The sequence below is a fragment of the Nocardia sp. NPDC003963 genome (assembly GCF_053605105.1).
The window spans coordinates 81,398-97,474 of the sequence record NZ_JBSGIP010000012.1 but is presented as its reverse complement, the minus strand read 5'-3'; the positions used below and the strand labels follow the sequence as shown (position 1 = coordinate 97,474).

Annotated in this window: 17 protein-coding genes; 10 read left to right on the top strand and 7 right to left on the bottom strand. The window is 67.5% G+C overall.

Annotation, left to right across the window (positions count from 1 at the left end):
- Window position 1: 1 nt before the first annotated feature.
- Complete coding sequence (locus tag ACWEWT_RS20905; protein ID WP_452561182.1) at window positions 2-442, top strand: DUF2267 domain-containing protein; 441 nt, start codon at window positions 2-4, stop codon at window positions 440-442.
- Between the two features lie 40 nt (window positions 443-482).
- Here ACWEWT_RS20905 and ACWEWT_RS20900 read toward each other — a convergent pair whose 3' ends face one another.
- Window positions 483-1,055: a TetR/AcrR family transcriptional regulator gene (locus tag ACWEWT_RS20900; RefSeq protein WP_452561180.1), complete on the bottom strand. Its 573-nt coding sequence runs from the start codon at window positions 1,053-1,055 to the stop codon at window positions 483-485.
- Between the two features lie 144 nt (window positions 1,056-1,199).
- Between ACWEWT_RS20900 and ACWEWT_RS20895 the strand changes: the two genes are divergently transcribed.
- The 4 genes from ACWEWT_RS20895 (at window position 1,200) to ACWEWT_RS20880 (ending at window position 3,999) form a co-directional block, all read left to right on the top strand.
- Window positions 1,200-1,568: a VOC family protein gene (locus ACWEWT_RS20895; RefSeq protein WP_452561178.1), complete on the top strand. Its 369-nt coding sequence runs from the start codon at window positions 1,200-1,202 to the stop codon at window positions 1,566-1,568.
- A 290-nt stretch (window positions 1,569-1,858) separates the two neighbouring features.
- The gene (locus ACWEWT_RS20890) at window positions 1,859-2,410 is read left to right on the top strand and encodes a dihydrofolate reductase family protein (protein WP_452561176.1); all 552 of its coding nucleotides are present in this window, start codon (window positions 1,859-1,861) and stop codon (window positions 2,408-2,410) included.
- A 57-nt stretch (window positions 2,411-2,467) separates the two neighbouring features.
- Window positions 2,468-3,280: an AraC family transcriptional regulator gene (locus tag ACWEWT_RS20885; RefSeq protein WP_452561174.1), complete on the top strand. Its 813-nt coding sequence runs from the start codon at window positions 2,468-2,470 to the stop codon at window positions 3,278-3,280.
- A 92-nt stretch (window positions 3,281-3,372) separates the two neighbouring features.
- On the top strand, window positions 3,373-3,999 hold the full coding sequence (locus ACWEWT_RS20880) for a LysE family translocator (RefSeq protein ID WP_452561172.1): 627 nt from the start codon (window positions 3,373-3,375) through the stop codon (window positions 3,997-3,999).
- Between the two features lie 200 nt (window positions 4,000-4,199).
- On the opposite strand, the gene ACWEWT_RS20875 is transcribed toward ACWEWT_RS20880, so the two are convergent.
- The gene (locus ACWEWT_RS20875) at window positions 4,200-5,288 is read right to left on the bottom strand and encodes an alpha/beta fold hydrolase (protein WP_452561171.1); all 1,089 of its coding nucleotides are present in this window, start codon (window positions 5,286-5,288) and stop codon (window positions 4,200-4,202) included.
- Entirely contained in the window at window positions 5,285-6,043 is a 759-nt protein-coding gene (locus ACWEWT_RS20870; protein ID WP_452561170.1) for a MerR family transcriptional regulator, read from the bottom strand. The genes ACWEWT_RS20875 and ACWEWT_RS20870 overlap by 4 nt, the downstream gene beginning before the upstream one ends.
- 136 nt (window positions 6,044-6,179) lie before the next feature.
- Here ACWEWT_RS20870 and ACWEWT_RS20865 point away from each other — a divergent pair, with 136 nt between their 5' ends.
- Complete coding sequence (locus ACWEWT_RS20865; protein ID WP_452561169.1) at window positions 6,180-7,229, top strand: zinc-binding dehydrogenase; 1,050 nt, start codon at window positions 6,180-6,182, stop codon at window positions 7,227-7,229.
- Between the two features lie 33 nt (window positions 7,230-7,262).
- Here ACWEWT_RS20865 and ACWEWT_RS20860 read toward each other — a convergent pair whose 3' ends face one another.
- A complete protein-coding gene (locus ACWEWT_RS20860; protein WP_452561168.1) occupies window positions 7,263-8,471 on the bottom strand; it encodes an MFS transporter in 1,209 nt (402 codons plus the stop codon).
- A gap of 96 nt (window positions 8,472-8,567) precedes the next feature.
- On the opposite strand from ACWEWT_RS20860, the gene ACWEWT_RS20855 reads away from it, so the two are divergent.
- Window positions 8,568-9,557 (top strand): LysR family transcriptional regulator, encoded by a 990-nt coding sequence (locus tag ACWEWT_RS20855; RefSeq protein WP_452561166.1) that lies wholly within the window; start codon window positions 8,568-8,570, stop codon window positions 9,555-9,557.
- Window positions 9,558-9,630: 73 nt separating this feature from the next.
- Here ACWEWT_RS20855 and ACWEWT_RS20850 read toward each other — a convergent pair whose 3' ends face one another.
- Entirely contained in the window at window positions 9,631-10,140 is a 510-nt protein-coding gene (locus ACWEWT_RS20850) for a putative immunity protein (protein WP_452561165.1), read from the bottom strand.
- Between the two features lie 376 nt (window positions 10,141-10,516).
- Between ACWEWT_RS20850 and ACWEWT_RS20845 the strand changes: the two genes are divergently transcribed.
- Window positions 10,517-11,797, top strand: a complete 1,281-nt coding sequence (locus tag ACWEWT_RS20845; protein WP_452561164.1) for a VWA domain-containing protein — start codon at window positions 10,517-10,519, stop codon at window positions 11,795-11,797.
- 422 nt (window positions 11,798-12,219) lie between these two features.
- Window positions 12,220-13,350, top strand: coding sequence for an NADH:flavin oxidoreductase (locus tag ACWEWT_RS20840; protein ID WP_452561163.1), 1,131 nt, complete (start codon window positions 12,220-12,222; stop codon window positions 13,348-13,350).
- Between the two features lie 393 nt (window positions 13,351-13,743).
- Here the strand turns inward: ACWEWT_RS20840 and ACWEWT_RS20835 are convergent, their stop codons facing one another.
- Window positions 13,744-14,187, bottom strand: coding sequence for a DUF6069 family protein (locus ACWEWT_RS20835; protein WP_452561284.1), 444 nt, complete (start codon window positions 14,185-14,187; stop codon window positions 13,744-13,746).
- A gap of 325 nt (window positions 14,188-14,512) precedes the next feature.
- On the bottom strand, window positions 14,513-15,388 hold the full coding sequence (locus ACWEWT_RS20830) for an alpha/beta hydrolase (protein WP_452561161.1): 876 nt from the start codon (window positions 15,386-15,388) through the stop codon (window positions 14,513-14,515).
- A 226-nt stretch (window positions 15,389-15,614) separates the two neighbouring features.
- On the opposite strand from ACWEWT_RS20830, the gene ACWEWT_RS20825 reads away from it, so the two are divergent.
- Window positions 15,615-16,073, top strand: coding sequence for a nitroreductase/quinone reductase family protein (locus ACWEWT_RS20825; RefSeq protein ID WP_452561159.1), 459 nt, complete (start codon window positions 15,615-15,617; stop codon window positions 16,071-16,073).
- Window positions 16,074-16,077 lie beyond the last annotated feature (4 nt).

Sequence of the window (16,077 nt, the reverse complement as noted above, 5' to 3'; positions counted from 1 at the left end):
AATGACGCATCACAATGATCCCCTTGCCGCCGGCATACATACCGCACACGCCTGGTTGCGGGCCGTAGCCGACGATCTGGGTACCGAAGATCTCACGTTCGCCCTGCGCGCCCTGCGCGCATGGATGCACACCGTCCGGGACCGGATAGGTGTCGCGAATTCCGCCCATCTCACCGCCCAGCTACCCGATTTCCTGCGCGGCATCTGGTACGAGGGGTGGGTACCGAGCCGAGTACCGGGAAGCCACGGCGTCGCGGAATTCGTCGACGAGTTCGCGGCACGTGCCGGAATCTCGGCGGGCGATGTCACGTTCACCGCCGGCTCCGTCACCTCCGCCCTGGAACGGATGATGTCGCCCGGCCAGCTGAATCACGTGTTCGCGGTATTCCCGGAACGCCTCGGCACTGTACTGCGCGGTAAGGGCGCGATGGCCGGAGCCTGACGCGCCACCACACGACCGGCCGCATCGACATGCGGCAGACCTAGCTGTGTTCCGTTGCGCCGTAACGTAATCCGTCGTACAGGATCGTGGCGATGCGTACCGCATCGCCCTTCCATCCGGTGGTGCGTATTCCGCAGATGCCACCGAGAGCCCGCAGGACGATGCGCCCGCTGACACCGCCGCGCAGGAGGCCGGCCGAAACGCCCGCGGTGAGCAGCTCGTCGAGGGCACGGGCCATCTCGTCGCGGGTGTCGTCGAAGACCGGGGAGTCGGTGGCCATGATGCTCTCCAGCACCTCACCCATACCTCTGCCCACTGCCGCATGCTCCACGAGCAGCAACAGGAAGGTGCGGAGAGCTTCGTCCGGCGCATGCTGTCCGAGCAGGCGGGCCGGGGCGGCGCAGAGCTCGGCCACCTCGTGGCGGTACACCTCCGCGACGAGCGCTTCGCGCGTGTCGAAGTGCCGGTAGAGGGTGCCGACCGATACGCCGGCCCGGCGCGCGATCTCCTCCACACAGGCGTCACCGTCCGCGAGCAGCGTGTCACGCGCCGCGGCCAGCAGGGCGGCACGGTTGCGCCGGGCATCGGCGCGCAGCGGACGTGATGACGACAACGGTCCTCCATAAGGTGAGTCGGACTCCGTTTATGTGTAGAGTTTCCGGAGTCGGGTTCACCTTACCGAGGGGTACGCCCGTGACGTGCGAGTACGACGGGTTCGCCGGCCGGCGAGACCCACACACGACAAGCGAGGACGCAGATGGCCGTCACCCTGATGTCACTGATCGTCGATGCCGCGGACCTGGAGAGCGAGAGCGCGTTCTGGCACCGGCTGCTCGGCGGCTCGATCACGAAGACACCGACGCACCACTTCCTACAGACCGCCGACTTCCCCACGCTCGTGATCCAGCACGCTCCCGGCCATCGGCCACCGCAGTGGCCCGATGGGACCTCCCAGCAGATGCATTTCGATCTCGCCACCGACGACCCGGGAACCACGGACGAGCGGGTGCTCGATGCCGGCGGCCGGCGACTACGACCGGCGGTCGATACGGCCGACTCCGCCCAGCAGGGTTCCCGGGTCTATGCCAGCCCCGCCGGACATCCCTTCTGCGTCCGCCCGTCCTGACCCGAATCGGATTCGTCCGTACCGTCGATACGCACCGGGTCGTCCCTCGCTTGCCGGCCATTGGACGCGGCCACGCCCTCGCCCGCACGGTGATCCGTATGTCGGCCACCGTGTACTTCTCCCCCTAGCGTCGAGTTCAATTGCCGCAGGGCTTTTCGGTACGTGTCAGCACCGCGACGACGTGGGCAACACGGGTCCACCCCGGTACCACCGACGGCAGCGGATCCGAGAACGATTCGGCCATACGCGAAAGCCGATGACTTTCGAGCGCACAGCAGGTCTACACGAATATGAGGAGACTGATCTACGGGTTCAGCGTGTCCCTGGACGGCTACATCGACGACGGTGCCGGCAATATCGACTGGACCGACCCGGACGACGAGCTGCACCAGTTCCACAACGACCGCTACCGCGATATCGAGGTCTCGCTGCACGGCCGTCGCCTGTACGAGTTGATGGCCGAGTACTGGCCGCACGTTCCCGCGGACGCACCGCCCATCGAACGCGAGTTCGCCACGCTCTGGACGGAGAAGCCGAAGGTCGTCTTCTCCCGGACACTCACCGAGGTCGGGTGGAACAGCACGCTGGCCCGCGAGAACGCGGTCGAGGAGGTCCGCAGGCTCAAGGCCGGCGGCGACGGTGTGATCGAGGTCGGTGGCGCGGGCCTCGCGGCCTCGCTGATGCCGTACGGGCTCATCGACGAGTACCAGCTGTTCCTCATGCCCGTGGTACTCGGCGGCGGAACACCCTTCTTTCCGTTGTTGGACACCCGCATCCAGCTCCGGTTGGCCGAGACGAGGCACTTCGACAAAGCGGTGATGCTCCGCTATCTCGCCGACTGAGGCCCGTCGACCGCTCGGCACCGGATAGAATTCCTTCGCTGAATTAGGCTTGCACCTGTGGTGGAGGCAGAGTTCTGGCGTGACGATGCGCTCCCCTTTCTCGAGAGCAGGCGGGCCTGCCGCACGGTGTCGTGCTACAAACCGCATTCCCACGATTCGGTGTCCATCGGCGCGGTCGATGAGGGACGCAGCGTGTTCACCGGCGCACCCGGCGGTCCCGTACAACTCACGGCGGGGAGCGTCGTGGTGATCCCCGCCCATCGAGTCCACGCCTGCAATCCGGTCGACGGCCGGTGGAGCTACCAGATGCTCCATGTGGACGAGGCATGGCTCACCGAATCCCTGCCCGAACTCGGAATCGGGGCCGATCGGACCGCGCGGCCCGTACGCATCATCGACGAGCCCGGACGATACACCGCATTCTGCCATCTCAACGAGGTGCTGTTCGCCGACGCCGACCTGCGCGAGAAGGAAGAACTGCTCGTCACCGTCCTCGACGAAATCCTGACCGCACCCGCTCGTATCGTCGCCGGCCCCAAGACCCGTGCGTCCGATTCGACCGTCGTCGCCCCGATTCTCGAGCACCTCCGCACCTCGAACATGCAGGTCTCCCTGGGCGATCTCGTCCTGGGCACGGGGCTGAGCCGCTTCCAGCTGGTTCGGCGGTTCCGGGCGGTCACCGGGCTGCCCCCGATTGCCTGGCAGATCAACGAACGGATCATCCGAGCCCGTTCCCGGCTCCGCGCGGGCTGCGGCCCGGCCGAGGTCGCCGGCGATCTCGGCTTCGCCGACCAGAGCCACTTCCATCGAATCTTCAAGCTGCGCACCGGGGTCACGCCCGGCGAGTACCGCGCCGGCACCACCGGCTGAAACGGGGTATCGCCCCGCAATTTCGTTCAAGACGCCGGCGCGGCGACTTCGGCACAGTGGCTCGGTCCGTACCCGCCGAGCACAGAGGAAGAATGAATCAATTCGCAGCCGTGGCCGGTGCTCATTTCCTCGCCCTGTTGTCCCCGGGCCCCGACTTCTTCCTCATCGCGCACTCGTCGATGACCACCGGATGGCGTCGCGCGACCGCCGCGTGTGCGGGCATCGCGGCCGCGAACGCCGTGTTCATCGCGGCGGCGTTCGCGGGCCTGGCGATCCTGCGGCCGGACGCTGTCGCGTTCACCGTTGTCCAGTTCGCGGGCGCCGCATTCCTCCTGTACCTCGGCGTACGCTTCCTGCGCTCGGCCGGTACCACCACGATCGAAACGGCACCGGCCGGCGAAACCACGCGCACCGCCGCGGGCTGGTGGCAACTTGCCGCGATGGGATTCGCGTCGGCCGCCCTCAACCCCAAGAACGCGCTCTTCTACGCGAGCCTCGCCGCCGTTCTCACTGTCGGCACGAGCCCGGGACGACTCGTCGCGTACGGCGTGTGGATGTCCGGTGTCGTGCTGGTCTGGGATGTGCTCATCGCTGTCCTCATAGGAAATCGGGCCGTCCTGACCAGATTCGCGCGAGCGCTTCCGACGCTCGAACGCATGTCCGGAATCGCGCTGATCGGGCTGGGTCTCGGCATACTCCTGATGGTGATACTCCACTGAGAATCGGCCGTTCGGGTGGTCGACCGCGGCCGCGACAACCCCGTCGTGCGCCTGCCCCGGTGGCCACATCGCGACGAACAGCCGAACAGCGTGCGTGGCAACACCCGGAGACTCGTCACCTGCTCATCATCATCGCCGGCCCGGGTCGATGCGATCACGCTCGACGACGCATGGGCACATCTGCGCACCGGACCGACGCACTAATTACCACTTCGAGACGCGGACCAGCCGGCGAGAAAGCGCGCGATATCGGTGGCGATCCGTTGCGGTTGTTCACCGTTGATCGCATGCGATGCGCCGGGGTAGACGTGGACCGTTCCGTGGCGCAGATTCTCCCGGGCGGTCCGGGCGGCGGCGGCACTGTCGTGCATCGGCGAATCACCGGCGATGATCGCCAGCACAGGTATCTCCAAGGCTCGGAGCTGCTCCGTCCCGATCCGGCTCGGTTGCGGTTGTCTCATCGTGTACGAGGACATTCCGGCCTCGATCATCCGGGCGACCGGAACATCCTCGACCGGTGCGCCGCCGGCGGTCCAGCTGTTGAAACTGTCCCGCCACGACTTCGGGAACCAGCTCACACTCGCCGGCAGCGACCGCACCATCAGTTCGGTGGAGAGTCCGGCGAAGGTCTGCACCGGCTCGATCAGGATCAGGCTCGCGACCTTCTCGGGCGCGTGGACGGCGAGATTGGCCGCGGTCCAGCCGCCGATCGAGAGTCCGAGCAGATGGAATCCCGGTTCGGGCAGTTCGCGCAGGACTTCGTGCAGCCAGCGCGCCTGGTCGGCGTGGTTGTCGATCGGGCGGTCCTGCACGCTCATTCCGGGTTCCCCCAGCAGGTCCAGCGCATACACCGCACGTTGTGCGAGCAGACCCGGCATATTGTCGGCGAATACTGGTGCGCCCGAACGTGTTCCGGGAAGTAGCAGGAAGGGTTCCCGCTCGCCGGCGCCTTCCGGGCCGGCGTATCGGTACACCCGCACGATCCCGTAGCCGGTCCGCACATCCAGAACGCGCTCCGGTTCGGGCATCTCCCGCATCGCCTCGTCGTAGGCCGCCAGATAGCGGGCCTTGGCGCCGGCCGAGTCGAAATGGCCCACCGGCGCGGTGTCCCGCAGGATGAGCCAGGCCAGAACCGCCGCGGCGACGATGACGGCGACGACCTGAAGCACTCTGCGCAACCGCGGCCGGCCGGGCCGCCGGGCGTCCTTGCCCTCGCCCGCACCGGCGGCGCGGTTCCCACCCGGGCCGGGTTCGTCTTCACCAGGTCCATCGGACGCGTCGGTGGTCATTCCTGCTGCGCGACGAGTAGACATTGGTCCAGGAAATCCTTCGTTTTCTGATGCAGGACACGATCTTCCGGTGGCCAGCGGTGCTCGGACCGTTCCATCGCGCGGTACAGTTCGCCGGTTCCGGCGGGCTGATCCCGGAGCGCGTAATCCGTGGTCGCCCGCCATTCCCGGCCGAGGCGGCGGCCCGAGCGCGAATCGGCCGGCACCTCGTTCTCCACCAGCAGCAGCGCGTGGACCGCGTGCGCTTTCCACTCGAAGTAGGTGGTGATCACCCGCTCCACATCGATCTGGAGGCCGGCCGGTGCGGTCGCGCCCGCGTTTTCCACACCGGGGTGGCGCAGCAGCGTGCGGTCGAGACTCATGGTGGCGGCCACGACCCCGGCCGGCACCCGGGCCTCCGGATGTTCCCGCAGTACCTGCGTCACCGCGGCCAGCACGATCCGCTGACACCGCAACCGCAGCTCCGCGATCTCGAGCAGCCGGACCTGTTCGCCGTAGGTCTCGACCAACGGCTGGCCCGCCTGCCGGTCGAGTGCCGCGCCGACTTCGTCGAGCCGCAACCCCGCACTGGTCATCAACTGGATCCGGCGGAGCCGATCGAGCTGCTCCGGGCTGTAGCGCCGGCGTCCGCTCGCGTCCCGCCCGGCGACCAGCAGCCCGATCCGGTCGTAGTACTGCAGCGTGCGCACCGTGGTCTCGCACCGCCGCGCGGCCTCCCCCACGGCGATCCATTCGATTTCGTCACGACCGGGCACAACAGCGAGCCTGGCATATGACGTCACGTCACCTGCAAGACCCGGCCGACGAGTCGCCGTCCGACGTGGCGCGATTTCTCCGATCGATCTAGCCTGGAAAATATTTACAGGTCGGTATACCCAGGGAGGTCGAGGAATGACGGTATCCGAAACCATGCGCGCGGTCCGGATCGCCCGGCACGGTGGACCCGAGGTTCTGGAGTCGGTGGAGGTGGCCGTACCCACCCCGGAAAAAGGTGAGGTGCTGATCCGGGTGAGCGCCGTAGCGCTGAACAACACCGATCTGTGGACCCGCGCGGGTGCGTACGGCCGCCCGGGCGACCCGCGGGCCCGGGCGGGCTGGCGCGGGCCGATCGACTTCCCACGCATCCAAGGTGCCGATATCGCCGGCCGGATCGCGGCGGTCGGGCCGGGGGGTGATGAACGCCTCATCGGTCGCCGCGTGATCGTGGACCCGGCGATCCACGACAGCACCGGACCGGACGCGAACCCGGTGGGATTGATGGGAAGCGAACGCGACGGCGGCTACGCCGAATATGTGACAGCGCCCGCCGCGCACGCGCACGACGTAACGGAATCCCCGCTGACCGATGATCAACTCGCCAGTCTGCCGACTGCCTACGGCACCGCGTTGGGCATGATCGAACGAGGCCGGATGCAGGAAGGAGACACCGTTCTGGTCTCGGGAGCGTCGGGCGGTGTCGGCCTCGCGCTGGTGCAGATCGCCCGCGCGCGAGGCGCACGGGTCATCGCCATCAGCAGCGGATCCAAGAGCGATTCGGTGCGGGCGGCCGGCGCGGACGAAATCGTCGACCGCGCTGCGGATATCGGCGAGCAGACCCGCGCCGCCGCCCCGGAGGGCATCGATGTGGTACTCGATGTCGTCGCCGGTGATCTCGTGGCCGCGGGGCTGCCGTTACTACGCGAGGGCGGCCGGTGGGTCGTCGCGGGCGCACTCGGCGGCTACGACGTGCACTTCGACGTACGGCGGCTCTACCTGCACAACGCGCAGCTGATCGGTTCCGCGATGCATACCCCCACCCATTTCCGCCTCCTCGTGGACCTCGCCGTACGTGCCGAGATCGACCCGGTCATCGCCGCGACCTACCCGTTGGAGCAGGCCGGCCCGGCACAAGAACAACTCGGACGCCGGGAGCACGTGGGCAAAATCGTCCTGCACCCCTAGTCGGTCGCGCCGGGCGGCTCGTCGGCCGACGAGTTACCCACCGGCCCTTTCGGATCCGGGACCCACTGCCCCGCCGGGCACTGCGGCCAGGGCCGCCGCGCCCGCCACGCCGGCCGACACCCAGAGCAGCACCGACAATCCGACGCCGTCGAGAATCACCCCGCCGAGGAAGGATCCCAGCGCGATACTGCCGGTGAAGGCGCCGACGAAGAGTCCGCTGACGGCTTCGCGCCGTTCGGGCGCGGCCTGGACCGCCCAGAGCTGGCTGCAGACCGACACGCCTCCATAGGCGAACCCCCACAGCACCAGCACCACCGCGGCGCCGATCGGCGCCGTACCCACCAGCGGGAGCGCCAGCAGCGCGGCGGTGATCCCGGTCGCCAGGACGAGCACCGTCGATCGGACGCGGCGCGTGGCGGCGGCACCCGCGGCGAAGTTCGCGACGATCCCGCAGAGCCCGTAGAGGAGGAGCAGCAGCGAGATACCGGCACCGTGGACGTCCGATAGTTCCTCCAGTGCGGGCCGCACGTAGGTGTAGGCGGCGAAATGGGCGGTGACCAGGAGCGTCACCGCGATCAGCCCGCGCCGTACCGCCGGAATCGCCAGCAGCGAACCGGAATTGCGGCCCGGCCCGGCATCCGGTTGCGGTGGTAGGGCCGGCAGGAGCGCGGCGAGCCCCGCGGCGAGCACGAGTCCGGCCAGCGCGAGGGCACCGAAGGCACTGCGCCAGCCCGCGATATCGCCGAGGAAGGTACCGAACGGGACCCCCAGAACGGACGCTACCGCGACACCGCTGACGACCGTCGAGACCGCCAGGCCCACCCGAGGCGGTTCGACCAGCCGGGTGGCGAGCGCCACCGCGAGCGCCCATACCGTCGCCATGGCGAATCCGACGACCACCCGGCCGAGCGCGAGCACGGCGAATCCCTGGGCGATCGCGGTGATCAGATTTCCGGCGGCGAGTACGAGCGCGGCCGCCACCAGGACACGGCGCCGATCCGCACCGCCGATCATCCGCGCGACGAACGGTGCGGCCAGGGCGGCCACGATCCCGGTGACGGCCAGACTGAACCCGGCCGTTCCCGGTGTGACGCCCAGCCCGTCGGACATCGGGGTCAGCACACCGACCGGAAGCATCTCCGAGGTGACGACGAGAAAGGTGGACAGGGCCAGGACAGCGATCGACGACCACCGGTCGCCGGATTCGGTAGCGGGTGCTCGCGATTCACGTACGAGGGACATGGATCCAGTCAAGGATGCCCACCGGGGCGGAACAACAGTGATCAGCTCATTGTTCGATCAGCTGGACTCATCGATCGCCGTGACGGAGGGAGCGGGATGCCGGACCTTCCCGTCCGTGAGCTGGAATGCCTGCTGGTGCTGGCCGAGGAACTGCACTTCGGCCGGACGGCCCGGCGGCTACGGGTGTCGCAGAGCCGGGTCAGCCAGCTCGTCGCGGCTCTGGAACGCAAGATCGGGACGCGGCTCGTGGAACGCACCAGCCGCCGGGTGGCACTCACCGACAGCGGCGCGGATTTCGTGGATCGGGTGCGCCCCACCTATACCCATCTGCTGGAGCTGGTCGACAGCGCCCGGCAGGAGGCCGCACGTGCCGCGCCCGTCCGGATCGGCTTCCAGGGCCTCGCCTACGAGACGGTCACCTGGACGCTGGCCCGATTCACCCAGGAGAACCCGGACGTGGCGCTCTCGCTGCGGGAACTACCGCTCGGCGACCCTTTCGGTGCGCTGCTGACCGGCGATATCGATGCCGCCGTGGCGTTGCTCCCGGTGCGGGAGCCGGGGCTCTCGGTCGGGTTCGCGTTCCCAGCGGTGCCGCGGATGCTGGCGGTGAGCCACGGTCATCCGCTGGCACGGACCGAAGTTATCGATGCCGAAGCGCTGGCCGATGTGGAACTCGTCTCGGTGGACGGGCCGGCGCCGCGGTACTGGCGGGATGTGCACTTCCCACGCTTCACACCGCTCGGGAAGCAGATCGCCGGCACGGTCCGGGCGACGACCCTTCAAGAGGGAATGACTCTCGCCGCGACCGGTCGCTACGCGCTGTTGACCTGCCGTCCGGTCGCCGAGCGCAACCAGCGCGCCGACCTGCGCTATGTGCGCGTCACCGGATTCGACGAGGAGTCGAGGATGGCGTTGATCTGGCGGTCGGCGCAGCGTCCCGCGCCGTTGACGAAGCTGGCGGCCTTGCTGGGCGAACTCCCCGATATCGCGGAATCGACAGACCAGGTCACCCTCCGGCAGACCCGAGGAACCGATGAATCGCACGCTGCCGAGGCGCTGACGGCAGGAGCCTGTCGAACGCGGTAGCAGCCATGGAAACGCGGCCGCACGCAGCGGTCTTCAGCCGGCGGGAAATATCCGCCTTTCCGTCGCGGAGAACCTAGTCGGAGAATACCGACCAGCAGATGCTGTTGCGCCGCACCTGGTCTTCGAGGACGAGGCCGCGGATCGGCTCGGGGAGCTGATCCCGTTGCCAGTCACGCTCGGCCCGGCCCGCCGCGGAATCGCCGGGGTGTGCAGACCGAACAGCTTTGATCGCGTACGCGGCAGCTCCCAGATCGTGTTCGGCGATATGTCCGACGCAGGCGGCCTGTCCCGCGGCGTAGGCGGCGAATCGGGCCGAACCGGTGAGTGGGCGGGCGGCGCCCATCGCGTGTCCGCCCACCGCGCGTGCCCGCATCATCGGCGAGTCGCCGCGCGCCCACGCCCGGGCGGCGGCAACAGCCTCTCGTGGGCGTGGATCGTCGGGTTGCGCGCGCTCGAACCAGCCGAGCACATGCTCGGCGCACGCGGCCGCCCACAGCGCGAGCAACCGATGATCGGCGTCGGTCAGGGAACCACCCCGGCGGATCGTCACCATCCGGGGGTCTCGAATCGCGGGCAGGATCATCGCCGCTCCGCCATTCGGTCGTGCCGCCGGACGGGGGCGTGTACCGGTAGCCGGACGGGACGCGCTGACTCGGAGTTCACACCCTCCGATCGTAACTTTGAACAATCGGTTGAATGTTGCGACCGGTCGATCAGTACATACGGGACGGAAACCTTCCATCGAAGTGCGGAGGTGGCCGACGCGCGGTGGTCCCGCACCGGTGTCGGGGACCGACTCGACGTGCACGCGCTCGGTGCGAAGGGCGGGAAGCGTGGAAGATATCCCGGGCCGCGCGGTCCACGACGAACCTTCGCGGCGGACACCGTGCACGGCAACAGAACACGTGATCGCGACGATGGTCACTCGGACAACACAACTTCGCTGGAGGGATACCAGGGTGACGACGCAGCTCGCCAGAGGACAGAACGGACCACTCGCCCACACCGAGTTGCGGGTCTCGGTCGAGGTCGCCGCGGCGGCGGATCTGGCCGCGATGCTGGTCACGGAACAGGGAATGGTGCGTTCGGAGGCCGATTTCGTGTTCTACAACCAGCCCGATGGCCCAGGGGTTCGGCTACAGCCCGGCCACGACGGACAGCCGGGCGAACTGCGAGTGTCGTTGCCGGCCGTTCCGGCGGATATCGCCCAGATCCGGGTAGTGGTCGCGCTCGACACGATATTCGGTGCGGTTCCCGCCCCGGCCGCCACCGTGACCGATAGCGCCGGAAACTGCCTCTACGAGTATCGGATAGCGGATCTCGGCAGGGAAAAGGCAGTGGTGGCCGTCGAGTTCTACCGCCGTTCGGGCAGCTGGAAGATCCGGGCTGTCGGCCAGGGGTACGCGGGGGGCCTGGCGGAATCGGCAGCCGACCACGGAATCGACGTGAACGAGGAGCGCCCGGGGAGCGGTCCGGCACAGACCTCCCCTGCGCCCGCCGCCGAGATCCGAACGGTCCGCGGGGAAGAGACGCTGTCGCTGGAGAAGCGCGCGAAACTCGACCTGCGTAAGCGGGAGGTCGCCAAGATACTCGTCGGCAAGGGAGTCTGCGGCGTGCGCGCCCGGGTTCTTCTGGTCCTCGACAAGACGGGCAGTATGCGGCGTCTCTACAGCGCCGGAACGGTCCGGCGGGTCGTCGAACGCATGATCCCGATCGCGATACAACTCGACGACGACGGCCGCATCGAGCCCTATCTCTACGCCGCCGACTACGCCAGACTGCCCGATATCACGGTGGACCGCGCCGAGGCGTGGTCGGCCGAATACCTGCATCTCCGTGGCCACCACGGCGGTATCGACTACGCGGAGATCGGCGGTTCCAACAACGAACTGCCCGTTATGCGCGAGATCATGGCCTCGGTGAATCGCCGTCGGGAGCCGACCCTGGTCCTGTTCTTCACCGATGGCGGGTTCCGGGAGAAGGCGAAGATCACCGCGCTCATGCGGGAAGCCTCCGCCCTCCCCGCGTTCTGGCAGTTCATCGGACTCGGCCACGCCGATTACGGACTCCTGCACACCTTGGACACGATGACCGGGCGCCGGGTCGACAACGCCGGCTTCTTCGCCGTCGACGATATCGACACGGTGACCGACGCCGACCTCTACAACCGCCTGCTCGGCGAGTTCCCCGACTGGCTGAGCGCGGCGGAGTCCGCCGGAATCTGCACCAGCGCGACATGATTCGGTGATCCGACAGCGGGGGGCGGTGGAGTGTGGGCCGGACTCGATCCCGCTTCCGCCCATCGGGACAGGAGCCGGGTCAGGGCGAGACCGGCGGGGATGTCCGCCGTATCGCTTCCGGAATCGCCGCACTGCCGACTACCCAGAATTATCGGCTCCGAATCGGACCGAACAGCCGAACTACCGAAGAAAATCGAATACGGGAAAACCGTTACGGCGACCGAATCGACAGTATTCGAATCCTGATATTTCACGGATCGAATGGGTATTCCGTGAGCTCTTCTGTCCATTTCTCGAGCTCGCCGGCTTTCCGCATGTACGCAATCTCGACGGTGGCGGGAACAAATAATCCGGTGCCGCCGCCGGGTCGCGGATGTCACACGATGGAATAGCCGTCGAACCGCCCGGTGTTGCATCGGCTTGTGACCGATACCTTACTTCCCGTGGACGGCCTGTTCGAACCGTTCGAAGTGAAATCACTGCACCTGCGCAACCGGTTCGCGATGGCGCCGATGACCCGGATGTTCTCGCCGGACGGGATCCCCACCAGCGACGTCGCCGAATACTATCGGCGGCGCGCCGCGGGCGGTGTCGGACTGATCATCACCGAGGGCACCTATATCCCCGACCCGGCCGCGGGTCCCCATACCTCGGTGCCGCGCCACTACGGGGAGCAGAGCCTCACGGGCTGGAAAGCAGTGGTCGACGCCGTGCACGGCGAGGGCGGGCAGATCATCCCGCAGCTGTGGCATCTCGGTGTCGGACGGGGTGACAAGCCCGAACTCAATCCCGATATCGAATCCGTCAGCCCGTCCGGACTCGATCTCGACGGCACCGCGGCCGGTCGGGCACTGACCGCGTCCGATCTCGACGCATTGCGGGACGCCTGGGTCGGCGCCGCCGTCAACGCGAAGGCCACCGGATTCGACGGTATCGAATTGCACGGCGCACATGGTTACCTCCTCGATCAATTCCTCTGGGAACGAACCAACCGCCGCGCCGACGACTACGGCGGCACACTCGAGGCGCGCGTCCGTTTTCCCGCCGAGGTCGTCGCGGCGATCCGCGAAGCGGTCGGCCCCGATCTGGCGATCGTGTACCGGTACTCGCAATGGAAATCCAGCGACTACAAAGCGCGTATCGCCGCCACACCCGACGAACTCGCCCGCGTCCTCACTCCGCTCGTGGACGCAGGTGTCGACGTTCTGCACCCGTCCACGCGCAGGCATTGGGAACCGGCGTTCCCCGAATTGCCCGGTACGGACGGTGAATTGGGGCTGGCCGGGTGGACCGGGAAGATCACCGGGCTGCCGACGATCACCGTCGGTTCCGTCGGGCTCGACGAGGTGTTCACCACTTCTTTCACCGGTAGGGGAGATTCGAACGTCACCGGTATCGATCGACTGCTGGAACAGTACGCGGGCGGCGAATTCGATATCGTCGCACTCGGCCGCGCCCTGCTCGCCGACCCCGAGTGGGTCCGGAAGCTCCGCGAAGGGCGAAGCGCCGAACATATCGCCTACCGGCAGGAGCACCAGCGGACGTTGACGTAGCGCGGGCCTGCGCCGAACTGGGCCGCGACGGCGGGTCGGCGGCCGATCCAGGTGGCCCCGGGTCTCCTTCTGCCCGGTGAATACTCCAGCGGAGTCCGGCGCACCGCCGAGGGCTACCCCGCGTTGTTCCGGATGCCCGACCGGGGCGGGCGAATGCAGGTCGCAGGGGTCGCGGGGTGGCCGGTTCGGAGGAGTATCCAGAAGGTGTGTCCGCCTCTCGGCCCGGCGGGTACGACGAGAAGGAACCGTATCCACTGGCCTACCGCCACACCACGTTGCTTCTCGGACAACGAACTTCGCGTCCGCATACAACTGCTCCCCGGATGCCGGATCTGATTTCTCAGTCCAACTTCCGGGGAGCAGTTCACCGGATACGGCGCCTTCTCGTCGGCATCACCCTTCTATCAGCTTGCGGCGCAGGCCCTCGGTAGCGACGACGAGGGCGGGAACAAGTGTCAGGTGCGTGATCGACAGCGCGATCGTGGACGCGGTGTCGAAGTCGGCACTCACGGTCATGCCGATCGTGGCGACGGCCAGCACCGAGCCGATCACCGCGGCGAGGCGCAACACACCGACCCATTTGTAGGACAGCAGAACCGCCGCACCGAGACCGATAAGCATCGGAACAACGGTCATCATGATGATTCCGCCGGGCGCGACGCTCTGCACCTGTCCCGCGTCGGTCATTTCGAACGCGCCGCCGGCGGCCGCGCCGATCAGCCAGACGACGAGGTTGGCCAGGAGAGCGGCGGCGATTGCGCCGAAGAGGGCGACGGGACGATTCAGTGCGGGGATACGGACGGCGGTGTCGGCGATAGTGGGCTCGGTAGTCATGATGATCTCCTGAAGCTGTGAAATTCGCGTGAGACAATCTTGAAACCTGAACAATTATTGAGGTCAACCCATTGGGTTGCAGCGTGACCCGGATCACTCGAAATCGAAACTCCGGCCCGGCTCGATCGCGGCAGCCGCGGGACTCCGAAAGTATTCGCCGGCAAGATATTCCGCACCACCCGGTCGTCTCGCCGGGTCGGACCGGCAAACCCCGGCTTTCGAGCGCCCCGGGCCGGCCGTAGCAGGAGAATATGCACCTCCGGAGCCGGACCGGACCGGCACCTCTGGACCTCGGCGTGCGGTGCGGGGCGCACCGCACGCCCCCGGGTCAGTCGGCCGCGGTCAGCAGCCGCGCGAGTTCAGCACTGTGGTGGATGAATCCGGCGTGGCTCGTATCCAGGGTGTGCACCGAGAACTCGTTACCGGGTGTCAGGGCGTCCGCATCGGCGATGAGCCGGTCCTGCATCGCGATCGGGAGGGAACGATCCGCGGTGAGCCGCACGAAAGTACGCGGGATCCGGCCCCAGGTGGCGGGATTCGCGGTGGCGTCGGCGACCATCACCTCGATCGACTCGTCGGGTTGCAGGATATTGAGAAATGCCATGAACTCCGCATCCGACCGGTCCGCCATCGTGGCCTCCTTCAGCCCCCGCAGCATTTCCGGATCCGCGGTCCGATAGTTCGCACGGCCGGCGCCGAGCACAGCCGGATCGCCGACGCTCAATGCGGCCAGCCCGGGCAGCACGCTGTCCGCGAACTCGGGTTCGGTCATGTAGGCGACCGGGCTGGGTCGTGTCGTACACGCCCAGGCCGAGATGTAGACGAGCCGGTCGACGAGTTCCGGCAGGCGGTCGGCGGTGGCGGTGATCGTCACTCCGCCCAGGCTGGCGCCCACCAGGATCACCGGCCCGTGCTCGTGTAACCGGGTCACCACTTCGGCGACGCGATCCACATTGTCGTCGAGGCCCACTCCGGCCAGCGTCGATGCCGTGGTGCCGAGCGCGGCCAGATCCTGCGGCGCCTGATACGACACCGGATACTGGGCTTCGAGACCGTGGCCGGGCAGGTCCACGGCGTAGGAGCGATGCCCGAGCAACGCCAGTTCACGTTGCAGAGGTGCCCACATGGCCGAACTCGTACCGGAGCCGTGCACGCAGACGAATGTCGGACTCGCGGTGGTGGATACAGGGGAAAACGCAGACACGGTGGAATCCTTCGCGTAGAGGTTCACTACCCGTCGGCGACACGTCTACCCGCAACTCTCGGCGGTTCGGAATAGAGTCCGGCCCATCGGCCGGAGGAGTGCGCCGACTATTCGGGGCGCAGGCGCACGAAGAACAAGAGCATGCCCGGCATCCTACCCGGCCCCGGTCACCTGCGGGTTCCGGGCCGGGAAGGGCGCCCGATATCCGGCGACTACTATTCCGCGCATGTCGTTGCCGAGTGATATGCGCGCGTTCAATCGGTCCGTGGTCGAGAACTTCCGTGCCGGCGGCGGGGAGATCACGATGGACGGGATGCTGAAGGGGGCCGATCTCGTCCTGCTGACCACTGTCGGCAGGAACACCGGGCAGCAACATATCGTGCCGCTCGGGTACCTGACCGACGGTGACGATCGCATTGTGTTGTGGGCATCCGATATGGCGGCGGCCGAGCACCCGCAGTGGTATCGGAATCTGGTCGCCCAGCCGCAGGTCATCGTGGAACGGCCCACCCCGGCGGGGATCGACCTGTTCACCGGTACCGCGCACACCGCCGGCGGTGACGAACGCGCGCGGCTGTTCGCGCTGCTGGAAGGCACGTTTCCGCATATGGCCGCGCATCAGGGGCAAACCGAACGGGAGATCCCCCTCGTGGTGGTGGAACGAGTATCGGGGCTGGCCGCGTAGCGTG

Bases quoted from the DNA above. Each gene is read 5' to 3' on its own strand.
- ACWEWT_RS20905 (WP_452561182.1), top strand. From the start codon at position 2: ATGACGCATCACAATGATCCCCTTGCCGCCGGCATACATACCGCACAC.
- ACWEWT_RS20895 (WP_452561178.1), top strand. From the start codon at position 1,200: ATGGCCGTCACCCTGATGTCACTGATCGTCGATGCCGCGGACCTGGAG.
- ACWEWT_RS20890 (WP_452561176.1), top strand. From the start codon at position 1,859: ATGAGGAGACTGATCTACGGGTTCAGCGTGTCCCTGGACGGCTACATC.
- ACWEWT_RS20880 (WP_452561172.1), top strand. From the start codon at position 3,373: ATGAATCAATTCGCAGCCGTGGCCGGTGCTCATTTCCTCGCCCTGTTG.
- ACWEWT_RS20875 (WP_452561171.1), bottom strand. From the start codon at position 5,288: ATGACCACCGACGCGTCCGATGGACCTGGTGAAGACGAACCCGGCCCG.
- ACWEWT_RS20865 (WP_452561169.1), top strand. From the start codon at position 6,180: ATGACGGTATCCGAAACCATGCGCGCGGTCCGGATCGCCCGGCACGGT.
- ACWEWT_RS20860 (WP_452561168.1), bottom strand. From the start codon at position 8,471: ATGTCCCTCGTACGTGAATCGCGAGCACCCGCTACCGAATCCGGCGAC.
- ACWEWT_RS20855 (WP_452561166.1), top strand. From the start codon at position 8,568: ATGCCGGACCTTCCCGTCCGTGAGCTGGAATGCCTGCTGGTGCTGGCC.
- ACWEWT_RS20850 (WP_452561165.1), bottom strand. From the start codon at position 10,140: ATGATCCTGCCCGCGATTCGAGACCCCCGGATGGTGACGATCCGCCGG.
- ACWEWT_RS20825 (WP_452561159.1), top strand. From the start codon at position 15,615: ATGTCGTTGCCGAGTGATATGCGCGCGTTCAATCGGTCCGTGGTCGAG.